The sequence below is a fragment of the Pseudomonas cyclaminis genome (assembly GCF_015163715.1).
GTDB lineage: Bacteria > Pseudomonadota > Gammaproteobacteria > Pseudomonadales > Pseudomonadaceae > Aquipseudomonas > Aquipseudomonas cyclaminis.
Map to the genome: position 1 here is coordinate 1 of NZ_JADDUM010000195.1, position 17,625 is coordinate 17,625.

Below are 17,625 nucleotides of genomic sequence, written 5' to 3' on the forward strand. Positions count from 1 at the left end.
CCCCTCCCACATGTAGATTTGTGTCGGATTCAGGATTGTGTGTGGTGCAGTTATAAGCTGCCGATATGTAACTTTTTGTCATGCATGCGCCTGATTAAACTGCTCGGGTATTTCTAGTCCCGAGTTACCTGTTCATGACTTCCCTCGCTGCCCCCACCCTTGCGGCCGCAGCCAGACCCATCGCCATCACCCCGCCCGTGTTCGGCCCGCGCATCATCATCGGCCTGGTCGGGGTGTTGCTGGCGGTGCTGGTGTCCGGCCTCAACGAGATGGTCACCAAGGTGGCCCTCGCCGATATCCGTGGTGCGCTGTACATCGGTTTTGATGAAGGCACCTGGCTGGTCGCGGCCTACACTGCCACCTCGGTCGCGGCCATGGCCTTTGCGCCCTGGTGCTCGGTGACGTTTTCCCTGCGCCGCTTCACCCTCTGCGCCATTGGCCTGTTCACTGTGCTCGGCATCTTGTGCCCGTTCGCGCCGAACTATGAAAGCCTGTTGCTGCTGCGCACCGTGCAAGGCCTGGCCGGTGGCGCGTTGCCACCGATGCTGATGACTGTGGCGCTGCGCTTCCTGCCGGCCAACGTCAAGTTGTATGGCCTGGCCGGCTACGCGCTCACTGCCACCTTCGGCCCAAGCCTCGGCACACCGCTGGCGGCGCTGTGGACCGAATACGTCGGCTGGCAGTGGGCGTTCTGGCAGATCGTCGGGCCGTGCCTGCTGGCGATGGCCGCCGTGGCCTACGGCCTGCCTCAGGACCCGCTGCGCCTGGAACGTTTCAAGCAGTTCAACTGGCGCGGCCTGCTGCTGGGTTTCCCGGCGATCTGCATGCTGGTGATCGGCATCCTGCAAGGCAACCGCCTGGACTGGTTCGAGTCGGGCCTGATCACCTTTTTGCTGAGTGGCGGCAGCGTGTTGCTGGTGCTGTTCATGCTCAATGAGTGGTCGCACCCGATACCGTTTTTCAAGTTGCAGATGCTCGGTCTGCGCAATTTGTCGTTTGCCCTGATCGTACTGGCGGGCGTGCTGATGGTGCTGACCTCGGTGATCATCATCCCGTCGAGTTTCCTCGCCCAGGTCCAGGGTTATCGACCGCTGCAAACCGCGCCGGTGATGCTGCTGATGGCGCTGCCGCAGTTGATCGCGCTGCCGCTGGTGGCCGCACTGTGCAACCTGCGCTGGGTCGATTGCCGCTGGGTGCTGGGGATCGGCTTGGGCATGCTGGTGCTGTGCTGCATCGGCAGCGCGCACCTCACCTCGGAATGGATTCGTGACGATTTCTACGGCCTGTACCTGCTGCAGATCTTCGGCCAGCCCATGGCCGTGTTGCCGCTGCTGATGCTGTCCACCGGCAGTATTCAGCCACAGGACGGGCCGTTTGCCTCGGCCTGGTTCAACACCGTCAAAGGCCTTTCCGCCGTGGTTGCCACTGGCGTGTTGGACACGTTGACCACCCAGCGCCTGCACTTTCACTCGACCATGCTGGTGGACCGCCTGGGCAATTCGCCCCTGGCCGACGGCGATGCGCCGGGCCTCGCCCATCGGCTGCACGAGCAGGCCGTGGTGCTCACCTCTTCGGATCTCTATTACGTCATGGGCGGCGTCGCCGTGGCGTTGATCCTGCTGATTTTCTGGATGCCCACGCGGATCTTTCCGCCTCGCGCACCGACCTAGCCACAAGGACTTTCCATGAAACGCAAAGACAAAATCGCCGTCTCCGTCATCACCGTATTTGCCGTCGGTGTGCTGGTGTACCTGGTCGCGCCTGGCTTGTGGGGCAGTAAGCACCAAAGCACCAACGACGCGTTCGTCGCCGCTGACTTCACCCTGGTCGCCCCGCGCGTGGCGGGTTTTATCAAGGAAGTGCTGGTGGAGGACAACCAGCGGGTCAAGGCCGGCCAACTGCTGGCGCTGATCGACGACCGTGATTTTCGCGCTGCAGCCCAGGCCGCTGATGCCGACACCTTGGTCGCCCAGGCCCAACTGAAAAACGCCACCGCCACCCTGGAGCGCCAAAGCTCGGTGATCGCCCAAGCCCAGGCCACCGTCGCCGCAGACCGCGCCGAAATGGCGTTCGCCGAACACGAACTGAACCGCTACAACCACCTCGCTGGCGTGGGCGCCGGCACCGTGCAAAACGCCCAGCAAGCCAAGACCCGCATCGACCAGGCCACCGCACGCCTGGCCAATGCCACGGCGGTGCTGGCGGCCGAGCGCAAGCAGGTGGAGATTCTCACCGCCCAGCGCGATGCCGCCGAAGGCGGGCTCAAGCGCGCCCAGGCCGCGCTGGAAATGGCCAGCTATCAGCTGTCCTACACGCGCATCGTGGCGCCGGTCGATGGCATGGTCGGCGAGCGCGCCGTGCGGGTCGGCGCCTATGTGACGCCGGGCAGCAAGATCCTCGCCGTGGTGCCGTTGGCCGAGGCCTACGTGGTGGCCAACTTCCAGGAAACCCAGCTCTCTCACATGCATGCCGGCCAAGCCGTGCAGGTGCGGGTCGACAGCCTCGACGGCGAGTTGCTCAACGGTCATCTGGAGAGCCTCGCCCCCGCGACTGGGGTGACCTTCGCCTCGGTCAAACCGGACAACGCCACGGGCAACTTCACCAAGGTGGTGCAGCGCATCCCGGTCAAAATTGTGCTGGAACCCAACCAGCCGCTGACCGAGCGCCTGCGCGTCGGCATGTCCGTGGAGGCGAGCGTCGACACCCAGCCTGTTGCCGTTCAGCGTGAGGTAGCGCAGCAATGAAACGCCTTGCCTGGCTCACCCTGAGTCTGATCAGCCTGAGCGCCTGCACCGTCGGCCCGGATTTCCAGCGCCCGCAAAGCCCTCAAGTGACGCAATGGAACGAGCCCCAAGGCCGCCAAGCCGACAGCCGCGCCATCAGCGACCCACTCCAGGAGCGCTGGTGGGACGTGTTCCACGACGCACAACTGTCGGCTCTCACGCGCCGTGCGCTCACCGACAACCTCGACCTGAAACTGGCCAGCAGCCGCCTGGAGCAAAGCCGCGCCGTGCGCCAGGTGACCACCGCCGAGCGTTACCCTGACGTTGATGCCACAGGGGCTTACCAGCGCAAACGCAATAGCGGCAAAGGCTTGAGCGACCCGTCCGGCGAAAACGGCCGTTCCGCCTTCAACCAGTGGGACGCAGGCTTCTCCGCCTCCTGGGAGCTGGACTTCTGGGGCCGCGTCAAACGCGAAACCGAAGCCGCCGACGCCACCCTGCAAGTCGCCGAAAACGACCGGCGCGCCGTACTCTTATCGGTGCTGGCCGAGACCGCCCAGGACTACATCCAACTGCGCGGCGTGCAAAACACCCGTGCCGTCACCGAGCAAAACCTCGACGTTGCGCGCCACAGCCTCAAGCTCTCGCAACTGCGCCTGGCCGACGGCGTAGCGACTGATCTGGACGTGGCCGAAGCCGCTGCTCAAGTCGCCGCCATCGAAGCGCGCCTGCCGGATTTGCAGCAACGCCAGGACCAGTTGATCAACGCCCTGAGCCTGCTGATGGGCGAGCCGCCCCAAGCCCTGCATGCGCAGTTGTCCAAGGACGCCGCCGTGCCGCAGACCCAGCGCCAAGTCGCCATCGGCCTGCCGTCGCAGCTTGCCGAACGCCGCCCGGATATCCGTCAGGCCGAAGCCCGTTTGCACGCGGCCACCGCCAACATCGGTGTGGCCAAGGGTGATTTCTACCCGCGTATCACCCTCTCCGGCAGCCTCGGTTCCCAGGCCATGCAGCTGTCGGATTTCGGCTCCTGGGGCTCCCGCGCCTTCGCCTTCGGCCCTCAGTTCAGCCTGCCGCTGTTCAATGGCGGGCGCTTGCAAGGCATGGTGAATCTGCGCGAAGCCCAGCAACAGGAAGCGGCCCTGGCCTACCAGCAAACCGTGCTGCGCGCCTGGCATGAAATCGACGATCAACTGACCCGCTACAACGCCAGTCAACTGCGCCGCGACAGCCTGGCCGAAGCCGTGCGCCAGAACCAGATCGCCCTGATCACCGCACAGCATCAGTACGTCGAAGGCGTGGCGGACTTCGTCAACGTGCTCACCGTGCAGAGCGCATTGCTGGCGACCCAGGAGCAATGGGTGGAAAGTTCTACCGGCGTGTCGTTGGCCATGGTGGGGTTGTACAAGGCGTTGGGTGGGGGCTGGGAGTCGGTGTATCCGTTGCACACCGCCGAGCGCTGAGCAACAAAGAGCTTTGTCAGTCGCGAAATAAGATGTAATGATAATTGCTCTCAATAACTTATCTGAGCGTTTCATGGGCATCGCGACTGACGGCCAGCAACAGCTTCACCTCCTGTACCGCGACCATCACGGCTGGCTGCAAGGCTGGTTGCGCAAGCGCCTGGGTGATCGTGAGCATGCGGCGGACGTGGCCCAGGACACGTTCCTGCGCCTGTTGGTGTCCGGTCGCTTTCCCGGCGACAAGGAAAGCCGCAGCTACCTAGTGCAAATTGCCCGTAACTTGGTGATCGACCAATGGCGACGGCTGCGCATTGAGCGCGCCTACCTGGAAAGCATCGCGCACCTGCCCGAGCCCGAGTCGCCGTCCCTGGAAACACGTGCGCTGATCCTCGAAACCTTGATGCAGATCGACGCCATGCTCGACCGCATGCCCGACAACGTGCGCCGTGCCTTCCTGCTGTCGCAATTCGAAGGGCTGAGCTACGCACAGATCGCAGAACGCTTGGGAGTCACCGTCAGTTCGGTGCAGAAGTACATGACCCGCGCCATCGTCGCCTGCTACCAGGTGGTCTACGAAGAATGAAACAAGACGCGCCCATCGCGCCGGCCATCGTCGAGCAAGCCAGTGAGTGGTTGATGCTGCAATGGGGCGGTGAGTTGCAAGGCGATCAACGCCAGGCCTTTGCCCGGTGGCAGGCCGCAGACCCGGAACACCGGCGTGCCTGGCAGCGCTTGCAGCAGTTGCAGCACACCCTCGGCGGTGTACCCACCCACAGTGCCCAAGCGGTGCTGCGCGACACCCCGGACACCCAGCGCCGCGCCGCGCTCAAGCTGCTCGGCTTGCTGCTGGTGGCCGGTGGCAGCGGCGTTCTGGTGCAGCGCAGCGAACCCTGGCAAGCGGTGTTTGCCGAGTACCGCACGCGCACTGGCGAGATCCGCCACGTCACCCTCAGTGACGGCACGCGCCTGGACCTTAACAGCGACAGCGCCGTGGACCTGCGCTTCAGTGCCAGCGAGCGGCGTATCCGCCTGGTGCGTGGTGAGATCCTCTTGACCAGCGGCCACGACCCTTCTCGCCCGCTGATCGTCGAAACCCCAGCCGGGGATGTGCAAGCGCTGGGCACCCGTTTTGCCGTGCGCGAACTGCCCGACGCAGTCGCGTCGACCTTTACGAAGGCCGCGTGCGGGTCAGCCCGTTGCACGGCACCGCCGTGCAGATGCAGGCCGGTGATAGCCTGTGGTTCAACGCCGGCCAAAGCTCCGCATTGCCTGGGTTGAGTGCCAATAGCAGCAGTTGGACCGAGCATCGCCTGATCGCCGAGCGCCAGCCGCTGGGCGAGTTTGTCGCGCAATTGAGTCGCTATCGGCCTGGGCTGTTGCGCTGTGATCATGCGGTGGCGGGGCTGTTGCTCACCGGCGTGTTTCCGCTGGATAACACCGACGCGATCCTCGCGGCCCTGGAGCGCTCACTGCCGGTGCAGGTGCAGGCGGTGACGCGCTACTGGGTGACGATCAAGGCGCGGGTCTGAAAATATTTTCATCAGTGCTTGTCGGTTTCGGCTGCCCGCTCGGGATACCTCTTGAAAGCCAATCAAGAAGCGATCTCACGGGGAGTCCTGCAATGCCGCACCACCCAGTCCAACCCTTGGCCCGCGCGCTGCGCCGTGGCTTGTTTGTCAGCCTTTTGGCGACGGTGCCTGTGGTGCCGAGCTTTGTTCAAGCGCAAGAAAGCGCCGAAGCGCAGCGCGCCTATAACATTCCGGCGGGTAGCCTCGACCAGGCACTGAATCGATTTGCCAGCGCGTCGGGCATTTTGCTGTCGGTCGACGCCACGCTCACCGAAGGCAAGCGTACTGCGGGTCTGCAGGGCCGTTATGCGGTTGGGGCGGGATTGGAGCAACTGCTGGCCGGCAGCGGGGTGGCCGCCGTGCAATCCCAGGGCAGTTGGTCGTTGCAGGCGAGTTCTGCGGGCGGCCCGTTGCAGTTGGGCGCCACGCAGATCAGTGGTCAGCAGGGGCAGGAAAGCGCCTGGGGCCCGGTGGACGGGATTGTCGCCAAGCGCAGTGCATCCGGCAGCAAGACCGATTCGGCACTGGTGGAGATCCCGCAGACGATCAACGTGATCACCGCGGCGGAGATCAAGGCCCGTGGCGCCCAGAGCGTCACCCAGGCGCTGCTCTACACCCCCGGCATGAGCGCCGGCGGCTTCGCTGACCGGGTCAAATTGTTTGACGAACCCACCTCGCGGGGTTTCTCGCCCACGCCGCTGTACCTCGACGGTTTGCACCTGCCCTACGGCGGCGGCAGCACCGGCGGTGCATTGCAGATCGAACCCTACTCACTGGAGCGCATTGAAGTGCTCAAGGGCCCGGCGTCGGTGCTGTACGGGCAGAACCAGCCGGGCGGTATCGTCAATATGGTGAGCAAGCGGCCCAGCGAAACCCCCGTGCATCAGGTGGTGCTGGAAGCGGGCACCTACGAACACAAAAGCGCCGCCATCGACCTCAGTGGTCCGCTGGATGAGCAGGGGCAATTTCTCTACCGCCTGACCGGCCTGGCCAATGATGGGCAGGACGAGATCAACTACGTCGAAAACAAACGCCAGTTCATCGCCCCCAGCGTTACCTGGCAGCCCAACGACGACACCCGCCTGACCGTCTTCGCCCAGTACCAGAAAGACAAAGGCGTGCCCGAAGCCCAAGGCCTGCCGGCGTCCGGCACCCTCTGGGCCAACCCCAACGGCAAGATCAAGCGCGACCTGTTTATCGGCGAGCCGGGTGTCAACCAGTACAACCGCGAGCAATACGTACTGGGCTACGAGCTTTCCCATCGACTCAACGACACTTGGACCCTCAAGCAAAACGCCCGCTACGCCGAGGTCGACGATCGCTACACCGCGCCGCTGCACGGCTATCGTTTCGTTGCCAACCCGGCCACCGGCGTGCAAGACCAACGCTACCTGCAACGCTTCGGCGTGGACTGGTCGCAAACCAACAAAGTGTTCGGCGTGGACAGCATCGCCCAGGCCGAATTCGCCACCGGCGCGCTGGACCACACCCTGATTGTCGGCCTGGATTACTACCACTCCAACTCCCAGTTCCTCGGCCTTTACGACCGAAACCCGCCGATCATCGACCTGTTCAAACCGGTCTACGGCCAGCGGATGAACTTCGGTCAGCCGTATCGCTGGGACCGCACCATCACCCAGACAGGCCTGTACGTGCAGGATCAGATCAAACTGGATAAATGGGCGTTGGTGCTCGGTGGTCGTTACGACTGGGCCAATGTGGTGAACAAGGAACCGATCCAGAACAGCCGCTTCGCCAGCAAGGACCAAGCCTTCACAGGTCGTGCCGGGTTGGTCTACCTGTTCGATAACGGCGTGGCGCCCTTCGTCAGCTACACCGAATCGTTCTTGCCGCTGGCCGGCACCAGTATCGATAAAAAACCGTTCGAGCCGTCCACCGGCAACCAATACGAAGTGGGCGTGAAGTACCAACCGCCCGGCCAGAAGAGTTCCGTCCAGGTCTCGGTCTACCAACTGGACCAGGAAAACGTGCTGACCACCAACCCGGTAGATACCACCTACAGCACCCAAAGTGGCGCGATGCGTTCGCGGGGTGTCGAGCTGGAAGCCAAGGCCTCTCTCAGCGATGCGTGGGACGTGGTGGCCTCGGCCTCGCGCAACGACGTCAAGTACACCAAGGACAATGACGGCCGCGAAGGTCGCCACCCGGCCGGCATCTCACCGCTCACCGCCTCGATGTGGGTCAACTACACCGTGCTCGGCGACACCCCGTTGGCCGGCCTCGGCGCAGGCCTGGGCGTGCGCTATGCCCGTCAAAGCCTGGGTGACTATTACGCAGGTGCTTTCACCGTGCCGTCCTACAGTGTCTATGACGCCAGCCTGAGCTACGACCTGGGCCGCTCGGCGCTGAAACTCAAGGGCGTGAAGCTGGCGATGAACGTGCAGAACCTCACCAACAAGACCTATGTGTCGCAATGCACCAGTGATTTGGATTGTTACTACGGGGAAGGGCGCACAGTGGTGTCGAGTTTGACCTACAACTGGTGAGCCTTTCAGATGTGTATCAGCAAACAGGTCACATCGTCTTCAGTCGGGTAGGCGTCGAGAGATCGCGCGGCAATGACGGCTAATTGGCTTTCGGGTGAGAGCTCTGCCCAGAAACCGTCTGTTGCCAGAACCCATAATGTATCTGGGGTTACTGGCAACGATTGAACGCGGGGCTCGTGGCTCCTACGATGACTCATGCAGTTGAGTAGTTGTTTACGGGCCGGACTGCTGGCAATTAGCGAGTGGCTCAGATCGCCTTTCCAGTTGGGGCCGCAGTGTGGCGAGCTGAGCCAGGTCACGGGCTGATTTTTTTCCAGATGCCCCAGGCAGCAATCGCCAGCATGAATAGTGATTGCGGTCTGTCCAAGAACCAGCAATGCAAGGTAGCTGGTGGAAGCGAATGGGAAGTCGGGGCATAGGTTTGAGTGCACGTCATTGAATGAAGTGAGCGTCAGCTTCAGCGCCTCATCGAGCGAACATACTTCAGTTGGCTGTGCATGGGCGAACGCATCGAGCACATGTTGAATCATGGCTTTCGCCAGTTGACCGCTTCCGGGTTTAGACGTCCCATCGGCGATGACATAGAGCTGGGCGCCAGCATTGTGCGCCCAGCCGCTGAAGTCACGGTTTTCTGCTCTATGAGTTCCTTTGCGGCTAAGGCTCAGGCGCAGGATCAAGCGCTCCCTCCTGCATCAATCAATGCAGTGAGGCGGCTGTAAATCAAGGCCTCGCGATCGGGGTCTTGGGCTGTGCTTTGGATTACGTCTTGAAACGCCGTCAATTTGAGCAGCGCCGACAGTTGATCGCTCACGAAGCGTTGCAGTCCGACAGGCGCCTGTTCTAGTTCTGCGGTCAGCTCCTCCCGGCCGTCCAGTAAAGCAATGATGTCTTCAATGTCGTTGGACATCAGGACGTCGCCGTTACCCCTTCCTTGATACGCCTGTAGTTTTGCGGCGAGAAACCAGGGGGCGGCAAATACTTTGATGCGGGTGCCATTGGGCAACGCATAATCAATGGCGTTTTCCAGTCCACCGACAAACCAAGTATTAGAGAAACCCAGTACTTTCTCATCGGTGGGCATGAAGTCGACTTTCAATTCACCCAAGCGCAAGCGACATGTAACCGTATCCTGGCCTGTGTTTTTGAATCCCTTGGTCTTGAGAGTTTCCTCCAGTCGGTACCAGGCTGCGGTGCTTGTCAGGTGGATGACTAAGTCCACGTCATCGGTGCCACGAATGGACTCCTGAGTGTATTCGTCGGTGATCAGCAGAACTGTCGTGCATCCACCCACGAAAGCCACTTGCCGCCGCAGCTCCGCCCCCAGCGCATCGGCGACTTCCTCAAGCATTTGCAGCATCATTGCCCGGGCGTAGTTCACAGAATCCACTCCCTCAGCATGGCGTCGGCCACTTTGGCTTCGCGGGGGCCTCCTATGCGGATGGCATCAACGAGGGCCAGGAAATGGTAAAGAAGCTCATCCTTTTTTACCGCTCCTGGCACCGTCTTGTACAAGGGCGTGATTTCCTGGCCTTTGCTTTTGCCGTAGGCGTCCGGCCAGACGGGGATTAATTCGCCGCCGCTGATGACCTTCCCCGCCAGGATGGGGGCCGCAAAGGCGGTCGGAATGCCCCGAACGATGGGGCCTGGCTTCACCGGAAAAATATAACGAATGCTGTAAGTGACGAGATCAAGCAGTGCTTTTTTTCTGACGAGGGGCGAACCGTCGTTATTGTCCGTAAACACCAACCCAATTTCGCGGCACCGGCTTAAAGATGAAGATACCTCTGTTTTGCTCAGTCCCAATGCCGATGCGAGGGCTCTTACAGAGTAGCTTTGTTGATTGTCCTGTTCGGCAGGCTCGCTCTCGTCCCAGCCGCGCCAGTCTTCGAGATCAGAAAGCTGAACGGCTTGTATGTCGTTTTCATTTTCAAAAAATTGCTTGATGGTCGAAATGACCGCCCCTTCCGAATCTTGCATCACGGAGAACTCGCGTTTTTTCACGCGCTCCCCCCTGGCCTGCAATTCCAGGCTTATGAGTTTGAACAAGATAAGTACGTCTTGACTTTTCATGGGGCTCCAAACTTAAGTGTCCTCTGTCCGCGGACAGAGGACACTTTCTTGCACGGCTTCAATACCGATGTCAAGGATGATCAGTGATTCTGCAAAAACACCACATACCCCCGAAACCACTCACTCCCCTGCAAATACCCCGGCTCCTCCCACTCGCCACCCTGAATCAAACCGATCTTGAACGGCAGCCCCATGCGGTTCATCCGTGGCAAATACGCCGCGTAATCCGGGATGCTCTGGCGCCCTTGATAAGTCTGCACCACCACTTCATCCACCACGCCCTTGAGCTGGGCGATGGCGGCTGGGTCGGCGTTGCTGCTCCAGTCCATCAGGCCGGTGATACTCAGGCGCAGGTCGGAGGGCAAGCGTTGGCGCAGGTCGCGCAGGAAGGCGGCGTATTCGTGCAGGTATTGGGTGCGGGCGTCGAAGTCGATCTGGATGCCGACCACCGGGTTGCCCGCGTCGCGCCAGCGTTGCACCTGGCCGAGCAGTTGGGTGTAGACGCGTTCCGGCCAGTGCAGGGTGTGGGCGCGGTAGACCACCCAGACTTCGCCTTGGGTGATGCGCGGCACGCTGATGCCCTGGGCGATAAATTGCACGCCGCGCTGGGGCGCGCGGCGGGTTGAGTTGATCTGGCCCTGGAGGATGTACAGGGTCTTGGCCTGTTTGAGTACCGGCTGGGGCGTGACGCCGCTCCACAGCCAGAAGGCGTCATAGTCGCGAGCGTCGACGGCCGCGAAGGCCGGGCTTGCCAGCAGCAGCAAGCCTAGCCACAGGTGTTTCACCAGTAGTACTGCAGGGATTTGCCCCACTGGGTGTCGCCAAAGCCGGTCTTGAGTTGGCGGAACCAGGCTTTGCGCACCGCCGGTTCAACGTCCTGGCCGCCGCAGCTGTTATAGCCGGCCGGCGCGTAGCAGTTGATGGCGCGGAACAGCGCGTAGGCCTTGTCATTCTTCGACGCCTTGGCGTTGGCGATCACCTGCTTGTAACCGTCGAGGCGCGAGAAGGTTTCGCCCTTGAAGTCCGACGCGCTGCTGCCCAGGCTACCGGCGGCGCGAGCCTGTTCCAGGGGCATGCCGTCCAGGTTGTTGCGCAGGATGAATTCGCCGAAGCAGTTCAGCGCTTGCGGGTTTTTCGCGTCGGCCTGCAACGCCGCTGCGGTTTGCGCGATGCTTGGGCAGGTGTAGCCGGATTCGGCTTTGTCACCGTTCCACTGGAACAGCTTCAAGGTCTGGTTGCCGCTGTAGACATAACCCAGGCTGGTGCCCAATTTGTCCTCAGGGGGCGAGGCGGGCAGTTGCTTGAGGTCGTCGGCGAAGGTGGCGTACTGGCCGCGCAACAGGTCTTTATAAAGCAGCACGAACTGCGCGGTCTGGCGCTCCAGCGGGTCGCTGGCCTGGGCGATCTGTTGGCGCAGCAGCTCAGGCCCGGCGACGGTGCGCAGCAGGATGTAGCGCACCTGCGTGGCGCTGATCGGCGAGTCGCTGGTGAACACCTTGGCCAGTTGGCCGCTGCGCTCGTAGTTCATGGCCAGGGCCAGTTCCAGTTGGTCGCGTTGCAGCGGCAATTTGGCCTGGTCGAGCAGTTTCAGCCACAGGGCTTCGGCGCCTTTCCAATCCTTTTTGTCCTCCAGGGCCAACGCACGCAGGGTGTGTTGGCTGAAGGCGAAGTAGTCCAGGTTCGACGGCACGTCCTGGGGCAGGTGCTTCAGCGCCGCGTCGGGTTGATGCTCGACATACAGCGCAAAAGCCGCTTGCAGGTAGTCGTACAGCGCGGGCGCGTTGGCAAATGTGCCTTTCTGCTGGTCAAGGGCTTCGCGGGTCAGGCGTGGCGGGGTGTTGGCGCGCATCAGCATCAGGTCGGTGACCGTTTGCAGCAGCGGCTCCTTGAGGTTGGCGCTGTTGACCATCAGCAGCTTGAGGTCGGCTTCTTCCACCAGTTCGTCCACCGACACATTGCGCTGGGCCTCGGTGGCCTGGGTCAACTGCCAGGCGAAGTCTTCAGCCAGTTTGTCATTGTCGTTCGCCAGCCAATGCACGCGGCGCAGCAGTCCGTGGGCCGACGTCGCGTAATCACCTTGTGGATAAGTGTTCAGGTAACTCAGAAACCCGGCTTCGGCCTGGCTCAGGGCGGACTTATCCACATGCTCAAGCTGCGGCATGCCGTACTCATCGAAGGCCTCGGCCTGGGCCTGGTTGAGTGACGTGCGCGCCGTCATGTACAGCGCGGTTTCCTTCAGCCAAGGGACCGTCGACAGGTTGGCGGCGGCGAATCCGCGTTCGGCGTCACTGAAGCGGCCACTGTAGAAGTCAGCGGCGGCTTGCAGATAAGTGCGAAAGAGCAGGCCGTGGGCGGACTCGATGGGATCACTCACCACCTGGCCATCCCAGTCGCAGGTGGTGAGCAATTGCAGACGCGCCTTCACCAGCGCCGTGCGCTCGGTGCTCGGCATGTCGGCGTTGATCACTTGGCGGGTAAATGCGGTGGCGCTGTCATCGTCGTTGCTGCGGCAGCGGCTGCCTTCACCATCGACGAAGGCTGCACCGGCGGTTTTATAGTCCTCGCGCTTGATCCCCAGACCGGTCAGCAAGGTGTCCAACTCGGCGGTGGGCGATTGGTCCGAGTCGGCCTCCGTCTCTGCGCTTGAGGCGGGTATCAGGCGATACACCGCAAATGGCACCGGGCCAAAACCCTGGGACAGATCGTCTTCGCTCAATGCCCTAGGCGTCAGCGGCTCGGCTTTTTTGTCGGCCAGCAATAGGCGCAGGTTGGCCCGGCTGTCGTTGCCAGGGCTCAGGAACGGCAGGTTGTTGCAGGGATCGAGGCTGTCACGTGACACCCGCCAATCCGGGTAGCACGAATCGTCGGAACTGGCCTGGGCCGGCAGGGAAAGACTGGCCAGCAGGGCCAGTGCCAGGGGTGACAGAAAACCGATGCGCATGACGTGTCCTTGATCCTGAGTCCTTGGAGGACGCCAATAGTAGCCTGATCCGATGTTGGCTATGGTGAAGGCCTACACAAATCACAGATTTGTCCGCTTCGATTGGTGGCAATTTAACCTCGCTGCCCTAGACTGCGCTGATGATCAGGGAGAGATTTGTATGAAGTCGTTGCATGGATGGGTATTGAGTTTTTCCTGCCTGATGGGCGCAGTGCCGATGGTGATGGCGGATGACCCGTTACTGGATCATCCGGCTACGGCCGCCGTGAGCACCGGCAGCGAGGCGCGTGGTGTGTTGCGCGCTCGCGACCAGGCGATGCTGGCCAGTGAGTTGTCCGGGCGCATTGTCGATCTGCCGTTCAGCGAGGGTGAGTCATTCAAGAAGGGCGACACCCTGGCGCGTTTCGACTGTTCGGCCTATCAGGCCCAACTCAATGCAGCGTCGGCGGCCAGTCGCGGCGCCGGTGAAGAACTGGCCCACAATAAGCAACTGGCGGCGCTCAATTCCGTCGGTCGCTTCGAAGTGGCACGCGCTGAAGCCAAACTCACCGAAACCCAGGCACAGTCCCAGGTCTATCAGGTGCAGATCAAGCGTTGCAGCGTGCTGGCGCCGTATGACGGCCAAGTGGTGCAGCGCAAAGTGCAACGCTATGAAAGCGTCTCGGCGGGCTCGCCCTTGCTGGAAATCGTCGACAACCGCAGCCTGGAGATCCACTTGCTGGTGCCGTCGCGCTGGATGAGTAGGCTCAAGCCCGGGCAGACGTTCAACTTCACCCCCGATGAAACCGGCCAAGCGTTCAGCGCCACCGTCAAACGCCTGGGCGCACGCATTGACGAGGGCAGCCAGACGCTGTTGTTGGTGGCCACGGTGTCCAATGCAACCGGGCTGATGGCCGGCATGAGCGGCACCGCCCACTTCGCGCAACTGCAATGAACGCACCGATGCCAGGCCATACCGAGCGGGTGTTTGCCCAGTTTCTCGAGCTTGAACGTCAGACCCGCACCGCACGCAGCACCGAGCAACTGGCCTACAGCCTGGTCAATGATGGTCAGCCGCTGTTTGGCTACCGCCACGCGGCGCTGTTGATCGCCGGCAAGGTGCAGGCGGTGACCGCTGTGAGTAGCGTCGATCCGAACGCGCCGTTTGTGGCGTTCGTCGAGCAGGCGGTGGCGCAATTGCACAAGCAGGCGCTGGGCGAGACCGCCCGTGTGGTGCCTGTCGAGCTAATGAGCGCACAGGTGCAGGCCGACTGGCTGAGTTTGTCTGCCGGGCATGTGTTCTGGTTACCGTTCATCGGCCCTCAAGACCGAGTATTCGGCGGTTTGTGGCTGGCACGGGATACTCCGTGGAACCCCGCCGAGCAGGTGCTGCTGGCGCAACTGGGTGACACTTACAGTCATGCCTGGCTCGCGCTGCAACCCCGTCAGCCTTGGCGGTTGCGCCTGACCCGTAAGCGACAGGCCCTGGTGGTGGTCGCGTTGCTGCTGTTGCTGTTGATCCCCGTGCGCCAGTCGGTGCTGGCGCCTGCCGAGGTGGTGCCGCTGGCTGGGCAAGTGGTGGCGGCACCGTTGGACGGTGTGATTGCGCAATTTCTGGTCAAACCCAACCAACCCGTCAAGCGCGGTGACGTGCTGCTGCGCTTTGAAAGCACCACCCTCACGGCCCAGGCCGACGTGGCTGCGCGTGCGTTGGGCGTGGCCGAAGCCGAACTCAAGGCCAATGCCCAGCGGGCGTTTGCCGACGCCGAGTCCAATTCGCGCATCGACTTGCTGGCCGCGCGCGTCGAACAAAAACGCGCCGAACGCGATTACGCCCGTGAGCTGCTCAAGCGCAGCGAAGTGCGCGCCGAGCGTGACGGTATCGCCGTCTTCGCCGATCCCGAGCGCTGGCTCGGCAAACCGGTGCAGACCGGCGAGCGCCTGTTGCAGATCGCCGACCCCGGCCAGGCTGAGCTGCGCATCGAGCTGGCGGTGGGCGATGCGATTGCCCTGGCACCGAACGCCCAAGTCGCACTCTTTCTTGACAGCGACCCGTTGCAACGCCACCTCGCCACCCTGCAACGCGCCGCCTACGAGGCCCAACCCACGCCGGGAGGGCAATTGGCCTATCGCTTGGACGCGCAGTTCGATGACGCGCCGCCGCGTATCGGCCTGCGCGGTACCGCGAAGATCTTTGGCGAGCGTGCGCCGCTGGCGCTGTACCTGTTGCGTCGACCGCTGGCGGGCCTGCGCCAGAGCGTGGGGCTTTGATGGGCTTGCCCAGATTGCGCGACGACCTGCAACTGTCCAGCGCTGGTGTCGCCCTGGACGGTTCGCCGCGCTGGACCCTGGCCGACCCGGTGCGCGGGCGTTACTTCAAACTTGGCGCCACCGCCATTCGGCTGTTGCGCCACTGGTCGTTGGGCGATGTGCAAAAAGTCCTGCAGGCTGCCAACCGCGAGCCGGGCTTGCCGCTGGGCGACAGCGAAGTGGATGAGCTGTTGAGTTTTCTACGCACCCACGACCTGATCGCCGCGCTGGACCCGGAACAACGGGCCAGCTACCTGTATAAAGCCGCCGCCCAGAAGCAAAGCCTGTGGCAAGTACTGCTGCATCAATACCTGTTCTTTCGCATTCCACTGTGGCGCCCAGACGCTTTCCTCAACCGGGCTTGGCCGTGGCTGGCGCGGTTTGGACCGGGTTTGTTGCGCTACGGGTTGCCCATGATTCTGGGCCTGGGGGTGTTTCTGGTCGCGCGGGACTGGCAGCGTTTTTTGGCGACCTTTCCACATCTGTTCAGCCTGGGTGGTGCCTTGGCGTTCGGGGTGGCGCTGTTTTTCGCCAAACTGTGCCATGAGTTCGGTCATGCCTTCATGGCCAAGCGTGCCGGGTGCCGGGTGCAGAGCATGGGTGTGGCGTTCATGGTGTTGCTGCCCATGTTCTACACCGATGTCAGCGACGCCTGGCGGGTGAATGACCGCCGCTCGCGGCTGCTGATTGGCGCCGGCGGCGTAATGGCTGAATTGCTGCTCGCCTGCGTTGCGCTGCTGGCCTGGTCGCTGTTGCCGGACGGCCGGCGCGCACCGCAGCGTTCATGCTGGCCAGCGCCACGTGGCTGACCACCCTGGCGATCAACCTGAACCCGTTCATGCGCTTTGATGGTTACTTTCTGATCAGCGATCTGTGGGGCGTGGATAACCTGCAAGGCCGTGCCTTCGCCCTCTGCCGCTGGCGTTTGCGTGAGTGGTTGTTCGGCTATGGCGAACCGGCGCCGGAAACCTGGTCGCCGACAATGCAGCGACGTCTCCTGTGGTGGGGCTACTTGGCGTGGCTGTGGCGTGCGGCGCTGTTTCTGGGGATCGCGTTGGCGGTGTATCACCTGTTTTTCAAACTGCTCGGGATCTTTCTGATGCTGGTGGAGTTGGTGTGGTTCATCTGCCTGCCGGTGATCAAGGAGTGGCGCGAATGGTGGAGCCGACGCAGCCGGGCCCATACGCCGAGGGTGGTGCTCACGGGCCTCGGGTTGCTGCTGATAGTGCTTGCGCTGGTGGTGCCCTGGCGCAGTGCGGTGGAGCTGCCGACGATGCTCGAAGCGGGGCGCGCCAGTGCGTTGCATGCGCCGGTGGCGGCACGCGTCAAGGCATTGAACGTGGTGGACGGGCAAGTGGTGACGCAGGGCCAGGTGTTGGTCGAACTGGAGTCCCCTGACCTGGACGCCCGGCAGAGCATCGTGCGCCGCGAAGTCGAGATCCTGCAGTTGCAGATGCGTCGCCAGGCCGGGCGCAGCGAAACGGCGGCGGATGCCGGCATCAATGACCAGCGATTGTCCCAGGCCCTGGCTGAATACCGAGGCTTGGCCGCCCAGCGCGAGCGCCTGTTGTTGCGTGCGCCCCATGCCGGGACCGTGCGTGACGTGCTGCCGCAACTGAGCACAGGCCGCTGGTTGTCGCCCAAGGACGCGCTGGCGCAAGTGGTCGAGGACGGCGCACGCTTGCGCGGTTATCTGGCCGAGGCCGAGTTGTGGCGCGTGCTGCCGGGGGCCACCGGGCGGTTTATCGCCGATGACCCGATGCACGCCGCGATTGCCGTGGCGTTGACGGACATCGATGCCAACGGCGTGGCCTATCTCGATCAAGAAGCCCTGACCTCCGATCACCACGACCGATTGCCGTGCGCCGCGATGCAAACCAGCGTCCGGCACCGGTCCAGGCGCAATACGGCGCTCGGTTCACAACTGTGCAATCAATCCCTACGCCCCATCAGCCGTTGCGCGGGGTGGTGGTGTTGCAAGGGCGCAGCGAATCAGTGCTGGGTGTGGCTTGGCGACGAGCGGCAGCGCTGGGCGTCCGGGAAAGCGGTTTCTGACAGGAGTTG

At 62.6% G+C, this 17,625-nt stretch carries 12 protein-coding genes and 2 pseudogenes; 9 read left to right on the forward strand and 5 right to left on the reverse strand.

All coding sequences use genetic code 11. The features are described from left to right. Positions 1 to 134 precede the first annotated feature (134 nt). The 6 genes and pseudogenes from IQK56_RS22565 (at position 135) to IQK56_RS22590 (ending at position 8,261) form a co-directional block, all read left to right on the forward strand. Positions 135 to 1,670 (forward strand): MFS transporter, encoded by a 1,536-nt coding sequence (locus IQK56_RS22565; protein ID WP_193863545.1) that lies wholly within the window; start codon positions 135 to 137, stop codon positions 1,668 to 1,670. A 15-nt stretch (positions 1,671 to 1,685) separates the two neighbouring features. Then, on the forward strand, positions 1,686 to 2,744 hold the full coding sequence (locus IQK56_RS22570; RefSeq protein WP_122305256.1) for an HlyD family secretion protein: 1,059 nt from the start codon (positions 1,686 to 1,688) through the stop codon (positions 2,742 to 2,744). Next, positions 2,741 to 4,186: an efflux transporter outer membrane subunit gene (locus IQK56_RS22575; RefSeq protein ID WP_122305257.1), complete on the forward strand. Its 1,446-nt coding sequence runs from the start codon at positions 2,741 to 2,743 to the stop codon at positions 4,184 to 4,186. The genes IQK56_RS22570 and IQK56_RS22575 overlap by 4 nt, the downstream gene beginning before the upstream one ends. A 73-nt stretch (positions 4,187 to 4,259) precedes the next feature. Further along, a complete protein-coding gene (locus IQK56_RS22580) occupies positions 4,260 to 4,769 on the forward strand; it encodes a sigma-70 family RNA polymerase sigma factor (RefSeq protein WP_193863544.1) in 510 nt (169 codons plus the stop codon). Beyond that, positions 4,766 to 5,715, forward strand: a pseudogene (locus IQK56_RS22585) (FecR domain-containing protein). Before IQK56_RS22580 ends, IQK56_RS22585 begins: the two are co-directional and overlap by 4 nt. 92 nt (positions 5,716 to 5,807) lie before the next feature. Next, a complete protein-coding gene (locus IQK56_RS22590; RefSeq protein ID WP_193863543.1) occupies positions 5,808 to 8,261 on the forward strand; it encodes a TonB-dependent siderophore receptor in 2,454 nt (817 codons plus the stop codon). Between the two features lie 5 nt (positions 8,262 to 8,266). Here IQK56_RS22590 and IQK56_RS22595 read toward each other — a convergent pair whose 3' ends face one another. From IQK56_RS22595 to IQK56_RS22615, 5 genes are all read right to left on the reverse strand, one after another. Beyond that, a complete protein-coding gene (locus IQK56_RS22595) occupies positions 8,267 to 8,938 on the reverse strand; it encodes a PP2C family protein-serine/threonine phosphatase (RefSeq protein ID WP_193863542.1) in 672 nt (223 codons plus the stop codon). Next, on the reverse strand, positions 8,935 to 9,621 hold the full coding sequence (locus tag IQK56_RS22600) for a hypothetical protein (protein WP_193863552.1): 687 nt from the start codon (positions 9,619 to 9,621) through the stop codon (positions 8,935 to 8,937). The genes IQK56_RS22595 and IQK56_RS22600 overlap by 4 nt, the downstream gene beginning before the upstream one ends. Before the next feature lie 14 nt (positions 9,622 to 9,635). Next, positions 9,636 to 10,331, reverse strand: coding sequence for a hypothetical protein (locus tag IQK56_RS22605; protein ID WP_193863541.1), 696 nt, complete (start codon positions 10,329 to 10,331; stop codon positions 9,636 to 9,638). Positions 10,332 to 10,411: 80 nt separating this feature from the next. Further along, the gene (locus tag IQK56_RS22610; protein WP_193863540.1) at positions 10,412 to 11,116 is read right to left on the reverse strand and encodes a DUF3142 domain-containing protein; all 705 of its coding nucleotides are present in this window, start codon (positions 11,114 to 11,116) and stop codon (positions 10,412 to 10,414) included. Continuing rightward, positions 11,113 to 13,272, reverse strand: a complete 2,160-nt coding sequence (locus IQK56_RS22615; protein WP_193863539.1) for a PA5441 family protein — start codon at positions 13,270 to 13,272, stop codon at positions 11,113 to 11,115. The genes IQK56_RS22610 and IQK56_RS22615 overlap by 4 nt, the downstream gene beginning before the upstream one ends. A gap of 202 nt (positions 13,273 to 13,474) precedes the next feature. Between IQK56_RS22615 and IQK56_RS22620 the strand changes: the two genes are divergently transcribed. From IQK56_RS22620 to IQK56_RS22630, 3 genes and pseudogenes are all read left to right on the forward strand, one after another. Further along, positions 13,475 to 14,206: an efflux RND transporter periplasmic adaptor subunit gene (locus tag IQK56_RS22620; protein ID WP_425274580.1), complete on the forward strand. Its 732-nt coding sequence runs from the start codon at positions 13,475 to 13,477 to the stop codon at positions 14,204 to 14,206. After that, positions 14,203 to 15,522, forward strand: coding sequence for an efflux RND transporter periplasmic adaptor subunit (locus IQK56_RS22625; RefSeq protein ID WP_193863538.1), 1,320 nt, complete (start codon positions 14,203 to 14,205; stop codon positions 15,520 to 15,522). The genes IQK56_RS22620 and IQK56_RS22625 overlap by 4 nt, the downstream gene beginning before the upstream one ends. Continuing rightward, positions 15,522 to 17,616, forward strand: a pseudogene (locus IQK56_RS22630) (efflux RND transporter periplasmic adaptor subunit). Before IQK56_RS22625 ends, IQK56_RS22630 begins: the two are co-directional and overlap by 1 nt. The last annotated feature ends 9 nt before the right edge of the window (positions 17,617 to 17,625 follow it).